We start from the raw sequence: 20834 nt of genomic DNA, 5'->3' as shown, positions 1-20834 counted from the left end.
GAGAGGCTGTAGAGACATGGATCTCTATATTCCGATCATCGTGCTGGGGGTGCTCGCCTTCGCCTTCGCCGCCGGCTCGGTGGCGATGGCCGCGCTCACGGGGCCCAAACGGTGGAACCGTGCCCGGCTGGACGCCTACGAGTGCGGCATCGAGCCGACGCCGCAGCCGGTCGGCGGCGGGCGTTTTCCGGTCAAGTACTACCTGACGGCGATGCTGTTCATCGTCTTCGACATTGAGATCATCTTCCTTTATCCCTGGGCGGTCGCTTTCGACCGGATGGGGCTGTTCGGCCTTGTCGAGATGGTTCTTTTCATCGTCACCGTGCTCGTGGCGTACGCCTACATCTGGCGGCGCGGCGGTCTGGAGTGGGACTGACATGGGCCTAGAGGAGAAACTTCCCAGCGGCTTCCTGCTGACCACGGTCGAGCAGGTCGCGGGGTGGGCGCGCAGCAGTTCGGTGTGGCCGGCGACGTTCGGCCTGGCGTGCTGCGCGATCGAGATGATGGCGACCGGCGACCCGCGGCACGACTTCTCCCGGTGGGGCATGGAGCGTGCCTCGGCGACGCCGCGGCAGGCCGACCTGATGATCGTGGCGGGCCGGGTGAGCCAGAAGATGGCGCCGGTGCTGCGGCAGATCTACGACCAGATGACCGAGCCGAAGTGGGTCATCGCGATGGGCGTGTGCGCCTCGTCCGGCGGCATGTTCAACAACTACGCGGTCGTGCAGGGCGTGGACCACATCGTCCCGGTGGACATCTACCTGCCCGGCTGCCCGCCGCGCCCGGAGATGCTGCTGGACGCGATCCTGAAGCTGCACGACAAGATCAACAACACCAAGCTCGGGCCGCAGCGCGCGAAGCAGATCGCCGAACTGGAAGAGGCCAAGCGCCGCCAGCTGCCGCTGCTCGGACAGGGAGCGTGACACATGAGTTCCCAGAATCCTGAGCAGCAGGCCGAGCAGGGCGCCGACCAGCTCCCCGCGCAGGCCGAGGAGGAGCGCCGGGAGCAGCCCGTCGCCCGCAAGGGCATGTTCGGCGCGAAGACGACCGGCGACACGTCCGGCTACGGCGGCCTCGTCATCCGGCAGAGCCCGAAGGTGTCCGCGCAGCGCCCGTACGGCGGGCCCGGCGGGGCGGCGGAGGCCGGCGAGTTCGACGAGATCGCCGACGAGCTGGAGCGCGCCTTCCCGACCTTCGGGGACGCGATCGAGCGGGTCGTCGTCGACCGCGGCGAGATGACGTTCTTCGTCAAGCGCGAGCACCTGGTCGAGGTCGCGAAGACCATGCGGGACGATCCGTCCCTGCGCTTCGAGCTGTGCTCGGGCGTGTCCGGTGTGCACTACCCGAAGGACGAGGGCGCCGAGCTGCACTCGGTCGTGCACCTGCTGTCGATCACGCACAACCGGCGGGTCCGGCTGGAAGTGACCTGCCCGGACGCCGACCCCCACGTCCCGTCGCTGGTGCCGGTCTACCCCACGAGCGACTGGCACGAGCGGGAGACCTACGACTTCTTCGGGATCGTCTACGACGGCCACCCGGCGCTGACGCGCATCGAGATGCCCGACGACTGGGTCGGCCATCCGCAGCGCAAGGACTACCCGCTCGGCGGCATCCCCGTCGAATACCGAGGTGCGGAGATCCCGCCGCCCGACGAAAGGCGGTCGTACGTATGAGTTCCACGAAGTACACCGAGTACGACGCCTACGCGGCGGAAGAGGCGGCCGAGGGCAGGGTCTTCGACGTCAACGGGCAGGACTGGGACCAGGTCGTCGCCGGTGCGGAGGACCTCGGCGACGAGCGGCTCGTCGTCAACATGGGCCCGCAGCACCCGTCCACGCACGGCGTGCTCCGGCTGATCCTGACGCTCGACGGTGAGACGGTGAACGAGGCCCGCGTGGGCATCGGGTACCTGCACACCGGCATCGAGAAGAACATGGAGTTCCGCACCTGGACGCAGGGCACCACGTTCTGCACCCGGATGGACTACCTGGCGCCGATCTTCAACGAGACGGCGTACTGCCTGAGCGTGGAGAAGCTGCTCGGCGTCACCGAGCAGGTCCCGGAGCGGGCCCAGATCATCCGCGTGATGATGATGGAGCTGAACCGCATCTCCTCGCACCTGGTCGCGATCGCCACGTTCGGGCTGGAGCTCGGCGCGACGACGGTGATGCTGAACGGGTTCGTCGAGCGCGAGTACACCCTCGACCTGTTCGAGGAGATCACCGGGCTGCGGATGAACATGGCCTACGTCCGTCCGGGCGGCGTCGCGCAGGACCTGCCGAGCGGCGCGACCAGCAAGATCCGCGACTATCTCGACCGGATGCCGAAGCGGCTCCAGGCGATGCGCAAGCTGATGGACGACAACCACGTCTACAAGGCCCGCACGCAGAACGTCGCGTACCTGGACCTGACCGGCTGCATGGCGCTCGGCGTCACCGGCCCGGTCCTGCGCGCGACCGGCCTGCCGTGGGACCTGCGCAAGTCGCAGCCCTACTGCGGCTACGAGAACTACGACTTCGAGGTCGCGACGCAGGACACCTGCGACGTGTACGGCCGCTACCTCGTCCGGATGGACGAGATGGAGGAGTCGCTGAAGATCGTCGAGCAGTGCCTGGAGCGGCTGCAGTCCGCCAAGGGCCCGGTGATGATCGAGGACAAGAAGATCGGCTGGCCGGCGCAGCTCGCGATCGGCGCGGACGGCATGGGCAACTCGCCCCGGCACATCGCGCACATCATGGGCACCTCGATGGAGGCGCTGATCCACCACTTCAAGCTGGTGACGGAGGGCTTCCGGGTGCCGGCCGGGCAGGCGTACGCGCCGATCGAGTCGCCGCGCGGCGAACTGGGCGCGCACGTCGTCAGCGACGGCGGCACCCGCCCGTACCGGGTCCACTTCCGCGAGCCGTCCTTCGTCAACCTGCAGGCCACCCCGGCGATGGCGGAGGGCGGCATGGTCGCCGACGTCATCGCTGCCGTGGCCAGCATCGACCCGGTCATGGGGGGAGTGGACCGATGACGTACGAACCGGAGATTCGGGAGCGGCTGGAGGCGGACGCCAAGGCGATCATCGGCCGGTACCCGCGGCCGAGGTCGGCGCTGCTGCCGCTGCTGCACCTGGTGCAGTCGGCCGAGGGCCACGTCACCGAGGACGGGATCGAGTTCTGCGCGCAGCAGCTCGGCATCACCCCCGCTCAGGTGACGGGCGTCGCGACGTTCTACACGCAGTACAAGCACGCGCCCGTCGGCGAGTACCACGTCGGCGTCTGCATCAACACGCTGTGCGCTGTCATGGGCGGCGACCAGATCTGGAACGAGCTGAGCGAGCACGCCGGAGTCGGCCACGACGAGGCGACCGCGGACGGCAAGGTCAGCCTGGAGCGGATCGAGTGCAACGCGGCCTGCGACTTCGCGCCGGTGATGATGGTCAACTGGGAGTTCTTCGACAACATGACTCCCGAGAAGGCGAAGCAACTGGTCGACGACCTGCGCTCAGGTAAGCAAGTGCTTCCTTCGCGTGGCCCCGAGCATCTGGCCACGTGGAAGGAGGCGTCCCGCGTGCTCGCCGGGTTCCCGGACGGGCGCGCGGGCGAGGGCGTCCAGGCCGGGCCGGAGTCGCTGGTCGGCCTGAAGCTCGCGCAGGAGCGCGGCTGGGAGGCTCCGTCGGCGGACGTCGACCGGGAGCGGCCTGAGGAGCCGGTGAAGCCGGAGCAGATCGCCGAGCCGCCGCACGAGCCGGGCAAGCCCGTTCCGGGCGAGGCGAAGCCCGGGACCCAGGAGGGGCGGAACAAGTGACCACGCTGACCCCGATCCTCACCAAGAACTGGGATCAGGCCGACTCGTTCACCCGCGAGGGGTACGAGCGCGACGGCGGCTACCGGGCGCTGCGCAAGGCGCTCGGCATGGAACCGGACGAGATCGTCCAGGCGGTCAAGGACTCCGGCCTCCGCGGCCGCGGAGGCGCCGGCTTCCCCACCGGCATGAAGTGGGGGTTCCTGCCGCCGACCAGCCCGAACCCGCGCTACCTGGTGGTGAACGCGGACGAGTCCGAGCCGGGCACGTGCAAGGACATCCCGCTGATGATGGCCAACCCGCACGTGCTCGTCGAGGGCGTCGTCATCAGCTCGTACGCGATCAAGTCGAACCTCGCGTTCATCTACGTGCGCGGCGAGGTCCTGCACGTGATCCGCCGGCTGCACCAGGCGGTGGCGGAGGCGTACGAGGCCGGCTACCTCGGCAAGGACATCCTCGGGTCCGGGTACGACCTGGACGTCGTCGTGCACAGCGGCGCCGGGGCCTACATCTGCGGCGAGGAGACGGCGCTGCTGGACTCCCTTGAGGGGTTCCGCGGACAGCCCAGACTGAAGCCTCCCTTCCCGGCGGTGGCGGGCCTGTACGGCGGGCCCACCGTCATCAACAACGTCGAGTCGATCTCCTCGGTTCCCGCGATCATCGGAAACGGTCCGGAGTGGTTCGCCGCGATGGGCACCGAGAAGTCCCAGGGATTCGGGATCTTCTCGCTGTCCGGGCACGTCACCCGGCCCGGTCAGTACGAGGCGCCGCTCGGTATCACGCTGCGGGAACTGCTCGACATGGCGGGCGGCATCCGGGAGGGGCACCGGCTGAAGTTCTGGACGCCCGGCGGGTCGTCCACGCCGATCTTCACCGAGGAGCACCTGGACGTGCCGCTGGACTTCGAGTCCGTCGGCGCCGCCGGGTCCATGCTCGGCACCCGGGCCCTGCAGATCTTCGACGAGACGACCTGCGTCGTCCGGGCCGTGCTGCGCTGGTCGGAGTTCTACGCGCACGAGTCGTGCGGCAAGTGCACGCCGTGCCGCGAGGGCACCTACTGGTACAAGCTCATGCTGAAGCGGCTGGAGGCCGGCCAGGGCACCGAGGAGGATCTGGAGACCCTGCTGGACATCTCCGACAACATCCTCGGCCGCGCGTTCTGCGCCCTCGGCGACGGCGCGACGAGCCCCGTCGTCTCGTCCATCAAGCTGTTCCGGGACGAGTACCTCCAGCACTTCGAGCAGGGCGGCTGCCCGTTCGACCCGGCCAAGTCCACCCTCTGGGGAGGTGCCAAGTGACCGTCACCGACGACAAGTCGGCGGTGGAGAAGCCCGTGGAGATGGTCTCCTGCACCATCGACGGCTTCGAGATCGAGGTGCCGAAGGGCACGCTGATCATCCGGGCGGCGGAGCTGCTCGGCATCCAGATCCCCCGGTTCTGCGAGCACCCGCTGCTCGACCCGATCGGCGCCTGCCGGCAGTGCCTGGTGGAGATCCCCGACGCCGGCAACGGCCGCGGGATGCCGAAGCCGCAGGCGTCCTGCACCACCACCGTGATGCCGGGCATGGTCGTCAAGACCCAGCTCACCTCGCCGGTGGCCGACAAGGCCCAGCACGGCATCATGGAGTTCCTGCTCATCAACCACCCGCTGGACTGCCCGATCTGCGACAAGGGCGGCGAGTGCCCGCTGCAGAACCAGGCGATGTCCAACGGGCGGGGCGAGTCGCGGTTCGCGGAGACCAAACGGACCTGGCCGAAGCCGCTCCCGCTGTCCAGCCAGGTGCTGCTCGACCGTGAGCGGTGCATCCAGTGCACCCGCTGCACCCGGTTCTCCGAGCAGATCGCCGGCGACCCGTTCATCGACCTGTTCGCGCGGGGCGCGAAGGAGGAGGTCGGGACGGCCGACGGCAACCCGTTCCACTCCTACTTCTCCGGCAACACCGTGCAGATCTGCCCGGTGGGCGCGCTGACCGGCTCCGCGTACCGGTTCCGGTCCCGCCCGTTCGACCTGGTGTCGCAGCCGAGCGTGTGCGAGCACTGCGCGTCCGGCTGCGGGCTGCGCACCGACCACCGGCGCGGCAAGATCACGCGGCGGCTGGCCGGGGACGACCCGCAGGTCAACGAGGAGTGGAACTGCGACAAGGGCCGCTGGGCCTTCACCTACGGGACGCAGCCCGACCGGCTCACGCACCCGTTCGTCCGCAACGAGGACGGCGAGCTGGAGCCGGCGTCGTGGCCCGAGGCGCTCACCATCGCGGCACGCGGCCTCGCGGCGGCGCGCGGCTCCGCCGGCGTGCTGACCGGCGGCCGCGTCACCCTTGAGGACGCCTACGCCTACGCCAAGTTCGCCCGGATCGCGCTCGGCACCAACGACGTCGACTTCCGTGCCCGCCCGCTGTCGGACGAGGAGTCGCGGTTCCTCGCCTCCTCGGTCGCGGGACGGTCCATCGAGGTGTCCTACTCCGATCTGGAGAAGGCGCCGGTCGTCCTCCTCGCCGGCTTCGAGCCGGAGGAGGAGTCGCCGATCGTGTTCCTGCGGCTGCGCAAGGCGTTCCGCAAGAACCGGCTGAAGGTGTACGCCGCCGCCCCGTTCGCGACGCGCGGGCTGGCGAAGGTCGGCGGCACGCTGCTGCCGACGGCGCCCGGCGCGGAGGCCGAGACGCTCGGCTCGCTGATCGGGGACGACGCCCGCTCCGACATCCGCACGCTGCTGGAGACGCCCGGCGCCGTCATCCTGGTCGGCGAGCGGCTCGCCACCAGCCCCGGCGCGCTGACGTCCGCGGTCCGGGTGGCGCAGGTGACCGGCGCCAGGCTGGCGTGGGTGCCGCGCCGGGCCGGGGAGCGCGGCGCGATCGAGGCCGGGGCGCTGCCCGGGCTGCTGCCGATCGGCCGCCCGGTCACCGACCCGGAGGCGCGCGCCGAGGTCGCCCGCACGTGGAACGTCGCCGAACTGCCCGCCGGGCCCGGCGAGGACGCGGACGGCATCATCGCGGCGGCGGCGGGGGGCCGGCGCGGCGCCCTGCTCGTCGGCGGCGTCGACCCGGACGACCTGGCCGACCCGGAGGCGATGCTGCGGGCACTGGCTGCCACCCCGTTCGTGGTCAGCCTGGAGCAGCGGCCGAGCGCGGTCACCGACCGCGCCGACGTCGTCCTGCCGGTCGCGGCGGTCGCGGAGAAGTCCGGGACGTTCGTCGACTGGGAGGGCCGCGGCCGCCCGTTCGACGTGGTGCTGAAGTCCGCCGGGCGCATGTCCGACCTGCGGGTGCTGGACGCGCTGGCCGACGAGATGGACGTCCACCTGGGGCTGCCCGGGCCGGATGCCGCGCGCCGCGAGCTGACCGCCCTCGGCGCCTACCGCGGCGAGCGCCCGGAGGCGCCGAACGTCGCGCAGGCGCTGCCGCCGCACCCCGAGCAGGGCGCGGCGCTGCTCGCGACGTGGCGGCTCCTGCTGGACAGGGGCCGCATGCAGGACGGCGAGCCGTTCCTCGCGGGCACCGCGAAGCCCGCCGCCGCCCGGCTGTCGCCCGCGACGGCCGCGGAGATCGGCGCGACCGGCGCGGTGACGGTGTCGGCGGCGCGCGGCGAGGTCACGCTGCCGCTGGAGATCACCCCCGACCTGCCCGACCGGGTGGTGTGGCTGCCGACGAACTCGGCCGGCTGCGCGCTGTTCCGGGACCTGGGCGCGGCCGCGGGAGGCGTCGTCAAGATCGCGAGCGGTGTGCTCGCGAGCAGTGAACAGCACGCTGGAGGTGGGAAATGATCCCGCTCGCCGCGGCCGCGCCGCCCCTCGCCGAGCCGGCGCCCGGAACCGGAGTTCCGGGCTTCGGCGACGATCCGTGGTGGCTGATCGGCGGCAAGGTCCTCGCCGTCTTCGTGTTCCTCGTCGTGACCGTGCTCATGACGATGTGGATCGAGCGCCGTGTCATCGGCCGGATGCAGCTGCGCGTCGGCCCGAACCGGGCCGGGCCCTTCGGCCTGCTGCAGGGCCTCGCGGACGGCGTGAAGCTGGCGCTGAAGGAGGACATCGTCCCCCGCCAGGTCGACAAGGTCGTGTTCGTCCTGGCGCCGGTCATGTCGGCGGTGCCCGCGTTCATCTCCTTCATCATCATCCCGTTCGGGCCGCGGGTGTCGGTCTTCGGGCACGAGACGGCGCTGCAGGGCACCGACCTGCCGGTCGCGGTGCTGCTCGTCCTCGCGATGTCGTCGATGGGCATCTACGGGATCGTGCTGGCCGGCTGGTCGTCGATGTCGCCGTACTCGCTGCTCGGCGGGCTCCGCTCGTCCGCGCAGATGATCTCCTACGAGATCGCGATGGGCCTGTCGTTCGTGGCCGTGTTCATGTTCGCGGGCTCGATGTCCACCTCGCAGATCGTCGCGGCGCAGCACGACAAGTGGTTCGTGGTGCTGCTCGCGCCGTCCTTCGTCGTGTACGTGATCACGATGATGGGCGAGTCGAACCGCATCCCGTTCGACCTGCCGGAGGGCGAGGGCGAGCTGGTCGGCGGCTTCCACACCGAGTACTCGTCGCTGAAGTTCGCGATGTTCTTCCTCGCGGAGTACATCAACCTGGCGACGCTGTCGGCGCTCGCCACCACGCTGTTCCTCGGCGGCTGGCGGGCTCCCGCGCCGATCTCCACGGTGTGGGCGGGCGCCAACTCCGGCTGGTGGCCGGTGCTGTGGTTCCTGATCAAGATCTTCCTTTTCATCTTCTTCTTCATCTGGCTGCGCGGCACGCTGCCGCGCGTCCGCTACGACCAGCTGATGAAGCTCGGCTGGAAGGTGCTGATGCCCTTCTCGCTCGGCTGGATCCTGCTGGTCGCGACCATCCGCGCGCTGCGCAACGACGGCTACGACATGCGGCAGATCGTCATCGTGGCCGCCGTTGCCGCCGCGGTCGTGCTGGTCGCCACGGTGATCTGGGAGATGGTCCGCGGCGGTGAGGGCGAGAAGGAGATCGTCCCGGACGCCGCGCAGGGGCCGCGCACCGACCCGGCGGCTGGCGGGTTCCCGGTTCCGCCGATGGACGCGCCCCACTACCACGGCCGCGCCCGCGAGCCGAGCCGGCAGGCCACGATCGAAACGCCCTCCGAGGAGGTCACCAGTGGGACTCACTGATTTCCTGAACCCGGTCAAGGGGTTCGGGGTCTCGTTCCACCAGATGTTCATGAAGAGCGAGACCGTTCAGTACCCCGAGGTGAAGAAGCCGACGGCTCCCCGCTTCCACGGCCGGCACCAGCTCAACCGGTGGCCGGACGGACTGGAGAAGTGCATCGGCTGCGAGCTGTGCGCGTGGGCGTGCCCCGCGGACGCGATCTTCGTCGAGGGCGCCGACAACACCGCGGACGAGCGGTACTCGCCCGGTGAGCGGTACGGCCGCACCTACCAGATCAACTATCTGCGCTGCATCCTCTGCGGGCTCTGCATCGAGGCGTGCCCCACACGGGCGCTCACGATGACGAACGAGTACGAGCTCGCCGACGACAGCCGCGAGAGCCTGATCTACACCAAGGAGATGCTGCTGGCGCCGCTCCGCGAGGGCATGGAGGCGCCGCCGCACGAGATGCGGCTCGGCGACACCGAGGAGGACTACTACCGCCTCGGCCTCCAGCCCGAGGACGCGCCGAACGTCTCCGCGGAGGGCGGCGGACGGGCGAGCGCCGACCAGGCGGTGAAGGCGGAGAAGCGCCGCAAGGGCGGTGACGGCAGGTGAACACCGCGCATGTGCTCGCCGCGGAGGTCGCGGACAAGCAGTCCGGAGAGCCGTTCTTCTTCTGGCTGCTCGCGGTCGTGTCGGTGCTCGCCGCGCTCGGCATGATCTTCGCGCGGAAGGCGGTGCACTCGGCGCTGCTGCTGGCGACCGTGATGCTCTGCCTCGCCGCGCTGTACGCGATCCAGAACGCGCCGTTCCTGGCGTTCGTGCAGGTGATCGTCTACACCGGCGCGGTGCTGATGCTGTTCCTGTTCGTGCTGATGCTCGTCGGGGTCAGTTCCACCGACTCGCTGGTGGAGACGATCCGGGGGCAGCGCTTCTGGGCGGTGATCGCCGCGGTCGGCTTCATCGTCCTGCTGGCGGTCGGGCTCGGCAACGCCTCGCTCGGCGACTCGGCCGGGCTGAACCAGGCCAACTCCGAGGGCAACGTGATCGGGCTGGCCCGGCTGCTGTTCTCCAAGTACGTGTTCGCGTTCGAGGCGACCAGCGCCCTGCTGATCACCGCGGCGCTGGGCGCGATGGTGCTCGCGCACCGGGAGCGCACGGAGCCGAAGCCGACGCAGAAGGACCTGTCCAAGGAGCGGTTCCTGTCCGGCGACCACCCGGGCCCGCTGCCCGGTCCCGGCACCTACGCCCGGCACAACGCCGTCGACATGCCGGCGCTGCTGCCGGACGGCACGCCCTCGGAGCTGTCCGTCAACCCGGTCATCGCGGCCCGCACCGACACCGCGGAGCGGCACGCCGACCTGTACGGCGGGACCGAGGAGGAGGCCGTCGAACGGGACGTGGCCGCGGTGAAGGCGGTCACCGAAGAGGCCAAGGACGCGGACGCCGAGTCGCGCGTCGTCAAGTCCGGATCGCAGGCCGCCGGCGGCAGCGCGGGCGGCCCGGCGGGCGGCAGCGAGCGTGAAGGCGAGGCTGGTCAATGAGTCCGGGGCACTACCTGGCGCTCTCGGCGGTCCTGTTCACCATCGGAGCGCTCGGCGTCCTCGTGCGCCGCAACGCCATCGTGGTGTTCATGTGCGTCGAGCTGATGCTGAACGCGACGAACCTGGCGTTCGTCACGTTCTCCCGCATGCACGGCAACCTGGACGGCCAGATCATCGCCTTCTTCGTGATGGTGGTGGCCGCCGCGGAGGTCGTGGTGGGCCTGGCGATCATCATGACCATCTTCCGGACCCGCAGGTCCTCGTCGGTCGACGACGCGAACCTGCTGAAGTACTGAGAGGTCGGGGATGAAAGCGGAAGGCATCCAGGCCGCGTCCTGGCTTCTCATCGCGCTCCCGCTCGCGGGCGCCGCGATCCTCCTGCTCGGGGGGAGGCGCACCGACAAGTGGGGCCATCTGCTCGGCGTCACGATGTCGCTCGCGTCGTTCGCGGTGGGCGTCGCGATGTTCGTCCAGATGCTCGGGTACGACGCCGAGACCCGGCGCCGCACCCTGCACCTGTGGGACTTCATCGACGTCGGCTCGTTCAAGATCGGCGTGAACCTGCTGGTGGACCCGCTGTCCATCAGCTTCGTGCTGCTGATCACCGGGGTGGGCTCGCTCATCCACATCTACTCCGTCGGCTACATGGCCGACGATCCCGACCGGCGCCGGTTCTTCGCCTACCTGAACCTGTTCGTCGCGGCGATGCTGCTGCTGGTGCTCGGCGACAACTTCCTGATCATGTTCCTCGGGTGGGAGGGCGTCGGCCTCGCCTCCTACCTGCTGATCGGGTTCTGGCAGCACAAGCCGACGGCCGCGACCGCGGCGAAGAAGGCGTTCGTCGTCAACCGCGTCGGCGACATGGGGCTGATCATCGCGATCGCGCTGATGTTCGCCACCTTCGGCACCATCGACTACGAGCCGATCCTCGGCACCGGCGCCGAGCATGTGGGCCTCGCGTCCCACCTCAGCACCGGCACCGCCACGGCGATCGGGCTGCTGCTCCTTGTCGGCGCGTGCGGCAAGTCGGCGCAGCTGCCGCTGCAGTCCTGGCTGCTGGACGCGATGGAGGGCCCGACCCCGGTGTCGGCCCTCATCCACGCGGCGACGATGGTGACCGCGGGCGTCTACCTGATCGTCCGGTCCGGGCCGATCTTCGAGATGTCCGACACCGCGCAGCTGGTGGTGACGATCGTCGGCGCGGCCACGCTGCTCGCCGGTGCGATCATCGGGTGCGGCAAGGACGACATCAAGAAGGCGCTCGCCGGGTCGACGATGTCGCAGATCGGCTACATGCACCTCGCCGCCGGCCTCGGCAAGCCCGGCTACGTCTTCGCCATCGCGCACCTCATCGCGCACGGCTTCTTCAAGGCGGGCCTGTTCCTCGGCGCCGGCTCCGTCATGCACGGCATGAAGGACGACGTGAACATGCGCCACTACGGCGCGCTCCGCTCGGTGATGGTGCTCACCTACGTGACGTTCGGGCTCGGCTACCTCGCGATCATCGGCTGCCCGCCCTTCTCCGGCTTCTTCACCAAGGACGGCATCATCGAGGCCGCGTACGACAAGGGCGGCACGTCCGGGATGATCCTCGGCTCATGCGCGCTGATAGGCGCCGGCATCACCGCCTACTACATGTCGCGGGTCATGTTCATGACGTTCTTCGGTGAGAAGCGCTGGGACGACGACGCCCACCCGCACGAGTCACCGGCCGTCATGACCTGGCCGCTGATCCTGCTGGCCTTCGGGTCCGTCTTCGCGGGCGGCTACCTCATCCTCGGGCCGTTCGCCGGATTCCTCGAACCGGTCGTCGGGGCGCCCGAGCACGAGCACGAGTTCGCGTGGATCACCGCGCCCGGCGTCGCCACCTTCGTGCTGATGATCGTCGGCGCCGGAATCGCCTGGGTGCAGTACGGCGGCCGGAAGGTGCCGCGCGAGGCGCCCAAGGGATCCTTCGTCACCGTCGCGGCCCGCAAGGACCTCTACGGCGACGCGCTCAACGAGTCGCTGCTGATGCGTCCCGGCCAGTGGCTGACCAGGCTGGCGGTCTGGTTCGACGGACGCGGCGTCGACGGCGCCGTCAACGGAACGGCCGCCGGCGTCGGCGGCAGCTCCGGCCGGCTCCGCCGCGTCCAGACCGGCTTCGCCCGCTCCTACGCCCTCTCGATGCTGGGCGGCGCGGCCCTCGTGGTCGCGGCGCTCCTGGTGGTGAACGTGTCATGAGCGACTTTCCCTGGCTGAGCGTGCTCATCGCGCTGCCACTGGCGGGCGCGGTGCTGCTCAGCGCCATCCCGCGCGAGCGGGAGGCGCTGGTCAAGCAGTTCGCGCTCGGCGTCTCCCTCGTCGTCGCCGCCCTCACCGGCGTCATGGCGGCGGACTTCGACGCGGGCGGGCCGCGCTTCCAGTTCACCGAGAAGTACTGGTGGATCAAGGAGTTCGGGGTCCACTGGGCGGTCGGCGTGGACGGCGTCGCGCTGGTGCTGATCCTGCTGTCGGTGATCCTCGTCCCGCTGGTCATGCTGGCGTCGTGGAGCGAGGCCGACCGGTCCGGCGGCGTGGACGTCCCGGCGAAGCGGTCGGTGAAGACGTACTTCGCCTTGCTGCTGTCGCTGGAAGCGGCCATGATCGGCGTTTTCGCGGCGACCGACGTGTTCCTCTTCTACGTCTTCTTCGAAGCGATGCTCATCCCGGTGTACTTCATCATCGGGTACTACGGCGGCGCGCAGCGCTCCTACGCGGCGGTCAAGTTCCTTCTGTACTCGCTGTTCGGCGGGCTGCTGATGCTCGTCGCCGTCATCTGGCTGTACCCGCTGTCGGCCAAGTCCGTCGACGACGGCGGCCTCGGGCACGGGACGTTCATGTTCGACGAGCTGTCGAAGATGAACGTCGACCCGACGACGGCGAAGTGGCTTTTCCTCGGCTTCTTCGTCGCGTTCGCGATCAAGGCACCGATGGTGCCGGTGCACACCTGGCTGCCGGACGCGGCGCAGCAGTCCCCGGCGGGCGCGCTGGTGCTGGTCGTCGGCGTCCTCGACAAGGTCGGCACGTACGGGATGCTCCGGTTCTGCCTGGAGCTGTTCCCCGGCGCCGCCAAGTGGGCGACCCCGGTCGTGCTCGCGTTCGCGGTGCTCAGCATCATCTACGGTGCGATCCTCGCGATCGGCCAGGTCGACATGAAGCGCCTCATCGCCTACACGTCGGTGTCGCACTTCGGGTTCATCGTGCTCGGCATCTTCGCGATGACGTCGCAGGGGCAGTCCGGTGCCGCGCTGTACATGGTGAACCACGGGTTCTCCACCGGCGCGCTGTTCCTCATCGTCGGCTTCATGATCGTCCGGCGGAGGTCGGCGCGGATCTCCGACTTCGGCGGGGTGCAGAAGGTCGCGCCCGTCCTCGCCGGGATGTTCCTGATCGCCGGCCTGTCCGCGCTGTCGCTGCCCGGCCTGTCGACGTTCGTGTCGGAGTTCCTCGTCATCGTGGGGACGTTCAGCCGCTACGAGTGGGCGGGCGCCCTCGCGGTCAGCGGCGTCGTGCTCGCCGCCATCTACGTCCTGTGGATGTACCAGCGGACCATGGGCGGCCCGAAGGTGCCCGCGGTCGAGGGCATGAAGGACCTGTCCGCCCGGGAGAAGTGGGCCGTCGCCCCGATCATCGCGATCATCGTGGCGATGGGCTTCTTCCCGCAGCCGGTGCTGCACGTGATCAACCCGTCGGTGGACCACACGCTGGCCCGGGTCGACAGGCACGATCCGGCGCCGGACATCACCGGTAACGTCGCCGAGAACGGAGCCCGTCCATGAGCACCACCAGTCAGGTGAGCGGCGTCCTCGCGCAGGGGGGTGACATCCCCGCGCCGCACATCGAGTACGGGCAGATCGGCCCGCTGCTGCTGGTCCTCGGCGTCGCCGTCGCCGGCGTGCTCGTCGAGGCGTTCGTCGGCCGGAACGGGCGGTACTACGCCCAGGTGCCGCTCGCGTTCCTCGGCCTCGCCGGAGGCTTCGCCTGGACGATCGCACTAGCGTGGCGCGACAACCCGCACCACGTCGCCGCCGAGGGCGCGCTGGGCGTGGACGGCCCCACACTCTTCATCCAGGGCACCATCCTGGTGCTGGCGCTCGTCAGCCTCCTGCTGATCGCCGAGCGCGGGAACGGCAAGTCCGGCATCGTCGGCGGCCACTTCGCCGCGCAGGCGTCCGCCCTGCCCGGCAGCGAGGCCGAGCAGCGCACCAGCGAGGCCGGGATCACCCAGACCGAGGTGTTCCCGCTGATGATGTTCGCCGTCGGCGGCATGATGATGTTCCCCGCCGCCAACGACCTGCTCACCATGTTCGTGGCGCTGGAGGTCATGTCGCTGCCGCTGTACCTGCTGTGCGGGCTCGCCCGCCGGCGGCGCCTCCTCTCCCAGGAGGCGGCGGTCAAGTACTTCCTGCTGGGCGCGTTCTCCTCGGCGTTCTTCCTGTACGGGACGGCGCTGCTGTACGGGTACGCCGGGTCCGTCCGGCTGTCGGACATCTCCGCGCAGATCAGCAAGGACGCGGGCAGCGAGACCCTGCTCCTCGCGGGCGTCGCGCTGCTGTCCGTCGGGCTGCTGTTCAAGCTCGGCGGCGTCCCGTTCCACATGTGGAAGCCGGACGTCTACCAGGGCGCCCCGACCCCGATCACGGCGCTGATGGCGTCCTGCACCGTCGTCGCCGCGTTCGGCGGGATCCTGCGCGTCTACTACGTCGCGTTCGAGACGCTGACGTGGGACTGGCGGCCCTTCATGTGGGGTGTGGCGATTCTCACCATGATCGCCGGGTCGATCATCGCGATCACGCAGACCGACATCAAGCGGATGCTGGCCTACTCGTCCATCGCGCACGCGGGCTTCCTGCTCATGGGCGTGATCGCCAGCTCCCCGGACGGCCTGTCGAGCACCCTGTTCTACCTGGTCGCCTACGGTTTCACCTCGATCGGCGCGTTCGCCGTCGTCACGATGGTGCGGGACGCGGGCGGCGAGGCCGGGCACCTGTCCCGCTGGGCGGGGCTCGGCAAGCGGTCCCCGGTCGTCGCGGGCGTGTTCGCCTTCTTCCTGCTGGCCTTCGCCGGCATCCCGCTGACCAGCGGATTCACCGGGAAGTTCGCGGTGTTCAAGGCGGCCGTGGAGGAGGGTGCGACGCCGTTGGTGATCGTCGCGGTGATCTCCTCCGCCGTCGCCGCGTTCTTCTACGTCCGTGTGATCGTCGTCATGTTCTTCAGCGAGCCGGACGCGGAAGGGCCGGTCGTGGTGGCCGGGCCGGCGACCGCGGTCGCGGTGGCCCTCGGGGTGACGGCTACTGTGGTACTCGGCGTGATTCCGCAGCCCGTTCTGGACCTCGCGGGAACCGCCACGACCCACATGTTCGTCCGGTAGGGAGTCTTGGGTGAGCAACCCATCCGCTGAGAAGTCCGGCGGGCCGGCCATCGAGGAGACCGGCCCGTTCGGGCTTCCCGTCGACGCCGCGCTCGCGGCCGACGCCAAGGAGCGCCTGGCCTCCGTGGAGGCACTCCTCCAGGAGTGCGTGCGCGGCGAGGATCCGCTGCTCAGCGAGGCCTCGCGGCATCTCGTCGAGGCGGGCGGCAAGCGGTTCCGGCCGATGCTGGTGCTGCTCGCCTCCCACTTCGGCGACCCGGCGGCGCCCGGCGTCGTCCCCGCCGCCGTCGTCGTCGAGCTGACCCACCTCGGCACCCTCTACCACGACGACGTCATGGACGAGGCGACCGTCCGCCGCGGCCAGCAGTCGGCGAACTCCCGCTGGACGAACACCGTCGCCATCCTCACCGGCGACTACCTGTTCGCCCGCGCGTCCGACCTGCTCGCCGACCTCGGCCCCGAGGCGGTCCGCATCCAGGCCCGCGCGTTCGCCCGCCTCGTCCGCGGCCAGATCCAGGAGACCGTCGGCCCCACCCCGGACGCCGACCCCCTCAAGCACTACCTGCAGGTCGTCGCCGACAAGACCGCGTCCCTCATCGCCGTCTCCGGGCAGTTCGGCGCCCTGCTCTCCGGGGCCCCCGCCCACGTCGTCGACACCGTGACCTCCGCCTGCGAGAAGATCGGCATCGCCTTCCAACTCTCCGACGACATCCTCGACATCGACTCGGAGACCGAGGAGTCCGGCAAGACCCCCGGCACCGACCTCCGCGAAGGCATCCGCACCCTCCCGATGCACCTCGTCCTCGCCGGCATCGGCTCCGGCCCGGACGACGCCCGCCTCCGCGACCTCCTCGTCCAGGACCTCACCGACGACGCCCTCCACACCGAGGCCCTCACCCTGCTGCGCGCCCACCCCGCCATGGACCGCGCCCGCGCCGACCTCCGCCGCTGGGCCGAGGACGCCCGCACCGAACTCCTCACCCTCCCCGAAATCCCCGCCCGCGAAGCCTTCACCAACCTCTGCGACTACGTGGTAAGCCGCACTGGCTGATGTCGGGCGGGCACCAACCTGACAGACAGGCGTGTACTAAGCGGGGCCGTGTGCGGCGCCGACCGTCGGTCGGCGGCGCACACGGCCCCGCTTCAATGTTTCAGGCGTTCTGGGGTTCTGGTTCTTCGGTGACTCCGCGGGACTTCATGGCGTGCAGGACGAGCTTGATGAGGACCTCCTTGCAGGAGGCGAGGCGGCGGGCGTCGCAGAGCACGACGGGAACCTTGGGGCCCAGGTTGAGGGCCATCTGGATCTCCGCCAGGTCGAAGCGTTTGGCGCCCTCGAAGCAGTTGACGGCGACGACGAACGGGGTGTTGCGGCGCTCGAAGTAGTCGACCGACGGGAAGCAGTCGGACAGGCGGCGGGTGTCGGCGAGGACGACGGCGCCGAGGGCGCCGAGGGCGACCTCGTCCCACATGAACCAGAAGCGTTCCTGGCCGGGGGTGCCGAACAGGTAGAGGACGTACTCGTCCCGCATGGTGATGCGGCCGAAGTCCATCGCGACGGTGGTGGTGTTCTTGCGCTCCACCCCGGAGATGTCGTCCACACCGATGCCCTCATCGGTGAGGATCTCCTCGGTGCGCAGCGGCTGGGTCTCGGAGACCGTGCCCACCATCGTGGTCTTGCCGACCCCGAAGCCGCCCGCGATCACGATCTTGACCGCGGTGGGGAGCCGGCGGGCGCGCATGTCGCGCCTAGAGGGCCCGGAGACCATCGATCACCGCCTTGTAGAGCCTGATGTCGTGCATGTCCGCCTCCGGTTCCGGTTCCTGCATGGAGACGAACCCCTTGTCGAGCAGGTCGCCGAGCATCACCCGCACGGTCGCGACGGGCAGGTCGAGATGGCCGGTGATCTCGGCCACCGACATCACCGACTGGCACAGCCGGATGATGGACAGGTGCTCGGGACCGAGGCCGATCGCTCCCTCGAGTTCGGGCCCGACCGCCACCACCAGGGTGATGAGGTCGAACTTGCCGCGGGTCGGCTCGATGCGGCCGCTGGTCATCACGTAGGGCCGCACCATCGGGCCGGCGTGCTCGTCGAGGTACCGGTCCTGGACGGGCGGACGCGTCGTGGGATCGTCCGGCCGGTGCTCCTGCGCCGGATCCTCGGGGGGCATCATGTCGGCCGGCCCTCCGCGGCGGACTCCGAGCGGGACGGCGACGTCAGGTGGTGGCCCATGGCCGTCACGAGCATCGCCATCTCGTAGGCGATGAGGCCGACGTCGGCGTCCTCACTGGCGAGGACGGCGAGGCAGGCGCCCTTGCCGGCGACCGTGACCAGCAGGAACGCCGACGCCATCTCGACGATCGTCTGCCGGACGGGGCCGCCGCCGAAGCGGGTGCCGGCGCCCTTGGCGAGGCTCTGGATTCCGGAGGCGACGGCGGCGAGGTGCTCCCCGTCGTCCTGTGTCATGCCCTTGGAGGACGCAATGAGCAGGCCGTCCGCCGATAGCACGACCGCATTGCGGGCGTGGGGCAGCCGGTGGACCATGTCGTCCAGCAACCAGCCCAGATCGGATGAGGAACCGGTCTTCTGCGTCACTGATCTGCCTCGCCTTCCGCTGCGTTCGTGCCGGGAGCCTCGCCGTGCCTGTCCGACCGGGCCGCGTCGGAACGCCCGCGCCGGGTGCCGCGCTGGTACGAGCCCATGATCCGCTGGATCTCCTCGGGGGAGCGGCCCGGGTCGTCCTGCTCATCCGGCTCGTCGGTGACAACGGGCTCGTCGGTGCGCAGCGGCTCGGCAAGGTTCGCCTGCGGCACCCGGACGGGGAGCCCGGATGGTGTGGTGGAGTTGTCGGGCACGGCTGACCGGTCCTCCGGCTCGATGGTGTCGGGGCGTCCACCGCCCTCGGGGACGTCGTCGTGCGGCGGTGGCGGCTCCGCCGTGAGGGCTTCGGGTGCCGGCTCCGGGACGCCGTCGCCGGGCATGGGCGGTTCCGACGCCGGCGGCGGCACCGCCACCAGCGCGGGTCCGATGGGCTGTTGCGGGCCGGTGCTCGCCGGTGGCAGCGTCGTGGTGGTGGACGAGCGCCCGGCCGGGGCGGCGGCGCCGACCATGGTGGGCCGACGCACCTCCAAGCCGTTCTGGGTGGTGGTGCCGACGGCGACGGGCGCCGGGCCCTGCTCGACGATCAGGTCCCGGGGGATGACGACGACCGCTGTGGTGCCGCCGTACGCGGACCGCTTCAGCGAGACCTGCAGTTTGTACCGCTCGGCGAGCTTGCTGACCACGAACAGGCCGAGCTGGACGGAGCTCTGCAGGTTGAAGTCGGGCGGGTCGGCGATCCGCTCGTTGATCTCGGCGAGCTTGTCGTCGGTCATGCCGAGCCCGCGGTCCTCGATGTCGATGGCGAAGCCGCTGGCGACGAGGTGCCCGCCGATCTGCACGACCGTGTCGGGCGGGGAGAACGACACGGCGTTCTCGATCAGCTCGGCGAGAAGGTGGGTGACGTCGCCGACCGCGCGTCCGGCCAGTTCGACCGGGCCGAACGGCAGCACGGTGACGCGGGTGTAGTCCTCGACCTCACCGACCGCGGCGCGGACTACGTCCACCATGGGGACGGCGTTGCGCCAGCCGCGTGCCGGCAGGGCGCCGGACAGCACGATGAGGTTCTCGGCGTTGCGCCGCATGCGGGTCGCGAGGTGGTCGAGCCGGAACAGCTCCTCCAGCTCCTTGACCTCGATGTCGCGTCGGCGCTCCATGGTGTCCAGCATGGTGAGCTGCCGGTGCACCAGCGTCTGGGTGCGCCGGGCCAGGCTCAGCAGGACGTCCCGGATGCCGCGGCGCAGCTCCGCCTGCTCGACGGCGGTACGGATCGCGGTCTCCTGGACGGCGTTGAACGCGCGACCCACCTGGCCGATTTCGTCGGTCCCGAACTGCAGCGGCGGCGCCTCGACGGAGACGTCCACCTTCTCGCCGTGGCCGAGCCGGTCGACGACTCCGGGGAGTCGCTGTTCGGCCAGTTCCCAGGCGGCGCCGCGCAGCCGTTCGAGCTGCCGGACGAGGGCGCGTGCCGTGGTGATCGACACGATGACGGACGCGATGACCGCGAACAGACCGAGCCCGCCGGCGAGCAGCAGGCGGACGATGACCCAGGTGGCGATGGGCTTCGCACGATCCACGAGTCGGTCACCGGACGACTGGATCTGGTGGCGCATGTCCGCGAGCGCGGGTTCGGCCGCGGCGTTCCATCGTTCCGCCGTCACCGAAGGACGGGGCGCGGAACGGCCCTGTTTCGACGTCGGGGTCCGGCGGTTCTGCATGATCTCGTCTTCGAGCGCCTGGATCTGGGCGAACTTCGCGTTTTGTGTCAGCCCCCGATACAGGATTCGATCCGAGTCCTGAATGTCGAGGAGCGCCTGCGCGGTGTTGTGCCGCCGGGTACCGACTGTCTGGGTGAACGTGATGAGCTCGGGCTGGGTGACCCGGCCGGTCGCGAGCGAACCCGCCATCAAAGCGTCTTCCTGGGAAAGCAGTTCCCACATGCGGTTGAGCTCGAGGAGCGTCCGGGTGTCGCGGGCGAAATCCTTGTCGTCCAACGTCGCGAGCGAATCGTAGACCCGGAAAATAGACTCGATGACCCCGGAATATCCGCTTGCCACCCTGCCGCGGTCGTTCGTCCCGGCGTCGATGGCGTGCCGGGTCGCGTCAACGGACTTCAACCGGTCGAGCATCTGGCCGACACGGCGCTCCAGGGTCGCGCCGCCGAACCGGCCGACGTTGCCCCCGCGCGCGAGCCGGACGGCCTCCGCACGCGTCTTGTTCGTGCGGGCCCGCTGCGCGTTCAGGGCGGACATGGCGGCCGAGCTCGGCCTGGCCATCTGGACCATGGACAGCCTGCGTTCCCGTTGCAGGTCGGCGAGCAACGGGTCGGTCGGTTGGGCGAGGGCGGTGTCCAGCGCGCTGACGCCGAGGAGATTGACGCCCTCTCGCAGGGTCACCCACGCGGCGAAAACCCA

At 70.0% G+C, this 20834-nt stretch carries 19 protein-coding genes; 15 read left to right on the top strand and 4 right to left on the bottom strand.

Annotation, left to right across the window (positions count from 1 at the left end; genetic code table 11):
• The first annotated feature begins 16 nt into the window (after window positions 1-16).
• The 15 genes from ACQPXG_RS42745 to ACQPXG_RS42675 are packed head-to-tail and all read left to right on the top strand — an operon-like array spanning window position 17 to window position 16871.
• Window positions 17-376, top strand: a complete 360-nt coding sequence (locus ACQPXG_RS42745; protein ID WP_433464845.1) for an NADH-quinone oxidoreductase subunit A — start codon at window positions 17-19, stop codon at window positions 374-376.
• 1 nt (window position 377) lies between these two features.
• The gene (locus tag ACQPXG_RS42740; RefSeq protein ID WP_433464844.1) at window positions 378-923 is read left to right on the top strand and encodes a NuoB/complex I 20 kDa subunit family protein; all 546 of its coding nucleotides are present in this window, start codon (window positions 378-380) and stop codon (window positions 921-923) included.
• 3 nt (window positions 924-926) lie between these two features.
• On the top strand, window positions 927-1673 hold the full coding sequence (locus ACQPXG_RS42735; protein ID WP_433464843.1) for an NADH-quinone oxidoreductase subunit C: 747 nt from the start codon (window positions 927-929) through the stop codon (window positions 1671-1673).
• A complete protein-coding gene (locus ACQPXG_RS42730; protein WP_433464842.1) occupies window positions 1670-3016 on the top strand; it encodes an NADH-quinone oxidoreductase subunit D in 1347 nt (448 codons plus the stop codon). Before ACQPXG_RS42735 ends, ACQPXG_RS42730 begins: the two co-directional genes overlap by 4 nt.
• Complete coding sequence (gene nuoE, locus ACQPXG_RS42725) at window positions 3013-3792, top strand: NADH-quinone oxidoreductase subunit NuoE (protein WP_433464841.1); 780 nt, start codon at window positions 3013-3015, stop codon at window positions 3790-3792. Before ACQPXG_RS42730 ends, nuoE begins: the two co-directional genes overlap by 4 nt.
• Window positions 3789-5087: an NADH-quinone oxidoreductase subunit NuoF gene (gene nuoF, locus ACQPXG_RS42720; protein ID WP_433464840.1), complete on the top strand. Its 1299-nt coding sequence runs from the start codon at window positions 3789-3791 to the stop codon at window positions 5085-5087. Before nuoE ends, nuoF begins: the two co-directional genes overlap by 4 nt.
• Window positions 5084-7549, top strand: coding sequence for an NADH-quinone oxidoreductase subunit G (locus ACQPXG_RS42715; RefSeq protein WP_433464839.1), 2466 nt, complete (start codon window positions 5084-5086; stop codon window positions 7547-7549). Before nuoF ends, ACQPXG_RS42715 begins: the two co-directional genes overlap by 4 nt.
• Entirely contained in the window at window positions 7546-8904 is a 1359-nt protein-coding gene (gene nuoH / locus ACQPXG_RS42710) for an NADH-quinone oxidoreductase subunit NuoH (RefSeq protein ID WP_433464838.1), read from the top strand. The genes ACQPXG_RS42715 and nuoH overlap by 4 nt, the downstream gene beginning before the upstream one ends.
• A complete protein-coding gene (gene nuoI / locus ACQPXG_RS42705) occupies window positions 8891-9499 on the top strand; it encodes an NADH-quinone oxidoreductase subunit NuoI (RefSeq protein WP_433464837.1) in 609 nt (202 codons plus the stop codon). The genes nuoH and nuoI overlap by 14 nt, the downstream gene beginning before the upstream one ends.
• Window positions 9496-10428, top strand: a complete 933-nt coding sequence (locus ACQPXG_RS42700; protein WP_433464836.1) for an NADH-quinone oxidoreductase subunit J — start codon at window positions 9496-9498, stop codon at window positions 10426-10428. Before nuoI ends, ACQPXG_RS42700 begins: the two co-directional genes overlap by 4 nt.
• Window positions 10425-10724 (top strand): NADH-quinone oxidoreductase subunit NuoK, encoded by a 300-nt coding sequence (gene nuoK / locus ACQPXG_RS42695; RefSeq protein ID WP_433464835.1) that lies wholly within the window; start codon window positions 10425-10427, stop codon window positions 10722-10724. The genes ACQPXG_RS42700 and nuoK overlap by 4 nt, the downstream gene beginning before the upstream one ends.
• 10 nt (window positions 10725-10734) lie before the next feature.
• Entirely contained in the window at window positions 10735-12651 is a 1917-nt protein-coding gene (gene nuoL, locus ACQPXG_RS42690) for an NADH-quinone oxidoreductase subunit L (protein WP_433464834.1), read from the top strand.
• A complete protein-coding gene (locus ACQPXG_RS42685) occupies window positions 12648-14228 on the top strand; it encodes an NADH-quinone oxidoreductase subunit M (protein ID WP_433464833.1) in 1581 nt (526 codons plus the stop codon). The genes nuoL and ACQPXG_RS42685 overlap by 4 nt, the downstream gene beginning before the upstream one ends.
• On the top strand, window positions 14225-15820 hold the full coding sequence (gene nuoN, locus ACQPXG_RS42680; protein WP_433464832.1) for an NADH-quinone oxidoreductase subunit NuoN: 1596 nt from the start codon (window positions 14225-14227) through the stop codon (window positions 15818-15820). Before ACQPXG_RS42685 ends, nuoN begins: the two co-directional genes overlap by 4 nt.
• Window positions 15821-15869: 49 nt before the next feature.
• Window positions 15870-16871, top strand: coding sequence for a polyprenyl synthetase family protein (locus ACQPXG_RS42675; protein ID WP_433470152.1), 1002 nt, complete (start codon window positions 15870-15872; stop codon window positions 16869-16871).
• A gap of 100 nt (window positions 16872-16971) precedes the next feature.
• Here the strand turns inward: ACQPXG_RS42675 and ACQPXG_RS42670 are convergent, their stop codons facing one another.
• From ACQPXG_RS42670 to ACQPXG_RS42655, 4 genes are read right to left on the bottom strand one after another with little or no spacing between them, the layout of a single operon-like run.
• Window positions 16972-17586, bottom strand: coding sequence for a GTP-binding protein (locus ACQPXG_RS42670; protein WP_433464831.1), 615 nt, complete (start codon window positions 17584-17586; stop codon window positions 16972-16974).
• Window positions 17567-17995, bottom strand: a complete 429-nt coding sequence (locus ACQPXG_RS42665) for a DUF742 domain-containing protein (RefSeq protein ID WP_433464830.1) — start codon at window positions 17993-17995, stop codon at window positions 17567-17569. Before ACQPXG_RS42665 ends, ACQPXG_RS42670 begins: the two co-directional genes overlap by 20 nt.
• Window positions 17992-18417: a roadblock/LC7 domain-containing protein gene (locus ACQPXG_RS42660; protein ID WP_433464829.1), complete on the bottom strand. Its 426-nt coding sequence runs from the start codon at window positions 18415-18417 to the stop codon at window positions 17992-17994. Before ACQPXG_RS42660 ends, ACQPXG_RS42665 begins: the two co-directional genes overlap by 4 nt.
• Window positions 18414-20816, bottom strand: coding sequence for a nitrate- and nitrite sensing domain-containing protein (locus tag ACQPXG_RS42655; RefSeq protein WP_433464828.1), 2403 nt, complete (start codon window positions 20814-20816; stop codon window positions 18414-18416). Before ACQPXG_RS42655 ends, ACQPXG_RS42660 begins: the two co-directional genes overlap by 4 nt.
• Between the last annotated feature and the right edge of the window lie 18 nt (window positions 20817-20834).

The organism is Spirillospora sp. CA-128828 (assembly GCF_050945415.1).
Classification (GTDB): domain Bacteria; phylum Actinomycetota; class Actinomycetes; order Streptosporangiales; family Streptosporangiaceae; genus Spirillospora.
This window is presented reverse-complemented; position numbering and strand designations above follow the sequence as displayed.

Bases quoted from the DNA above. Each gene is read 5' to 3' on its own strand.
- ACQPXG_RS42745 (WP_433464845.1), top strand. From the start codon at position 17: ATGGATCTCTATATTCCGATCATCGTGCTGGGGGTGCTCGCCTTCGCC.
- ACQPXG_RS42740 (WP_433464844.1), top strand. From the start codon at position 378: ATGGGCCTAGAGGAGAAACTTCCCAGCGGCTTCCTGCTGACCACGGTC.
- ACQPXG_RS42735 (WP_433464843.1), top strand. From the start codon at position 927: ATGAGTTCCCAGAATCCTGAGCAGCAGGCCGAGCAGGGCGCCGACCAG.
- ACQPXG_RS42730 (WP_433464842.1), top strand. From the start codon at position 1,670: ATGAGTTCCACGAAGTACACCGAGTACGACGCCTACGCGGCGGAAGAG.
- nuoE (WP_433464841.1), top strand. From the start codon at position 3,013: ATGACGTACGAACCGGAGATTCGGGAGCGGCTGGAGGCGGACGCCAAG.
- nuoH (WP_433464838.1), top strand. From the start codon at position 7,546: ATGATCCCGCTCGCCGCGGCCGCGCCGCCCCTCGCCGAGCCGGCGCCC.
- nuoK (WP_433464835.1), top strand. From the start codon at position 10,425: ATGAGTCCGGGGCACTACCTGGCGCTCTCGGCGGTCCTGTTCACCATC.
- nuoL (WP_433464834.1), top strand. From the start codon at position 10,735: ATGAAAGCGGAAGGCATCCAGGCCGCGTCCTGGCTTCTCATCGCGCTC.
- ACQPXG_RS42685 (WP_433464833.1), top strand. From the start codon at position 12,648: ATGAGCGACTTTCCCTGGCTGAGCGTGCTCATCGCGCTGCCACTGGCG.
- nuoN (WP_433464832.1), top strand. From the start codon at position 14,225: ATGAGCACCACCAGTCAGGTGAGCGGCGTCCTCGCGCAGGGGGGTGAC.
- ACQPXG_RS42670 (WP_433464831.1), bottom strand. From the start codon at position 17,586: ATGGTCTCCGGGCCCTCTAGGCGCGACATGCGCGCCCGCCGGCTCCCC.
- ACQPXG_RS42665 (WP_433464830.1), bottom strand. From the start codon at position 17,995: ATGATGCCCCCCGAGGATCCGGCGCAGGAGCACCGGCCGGACGATCCC.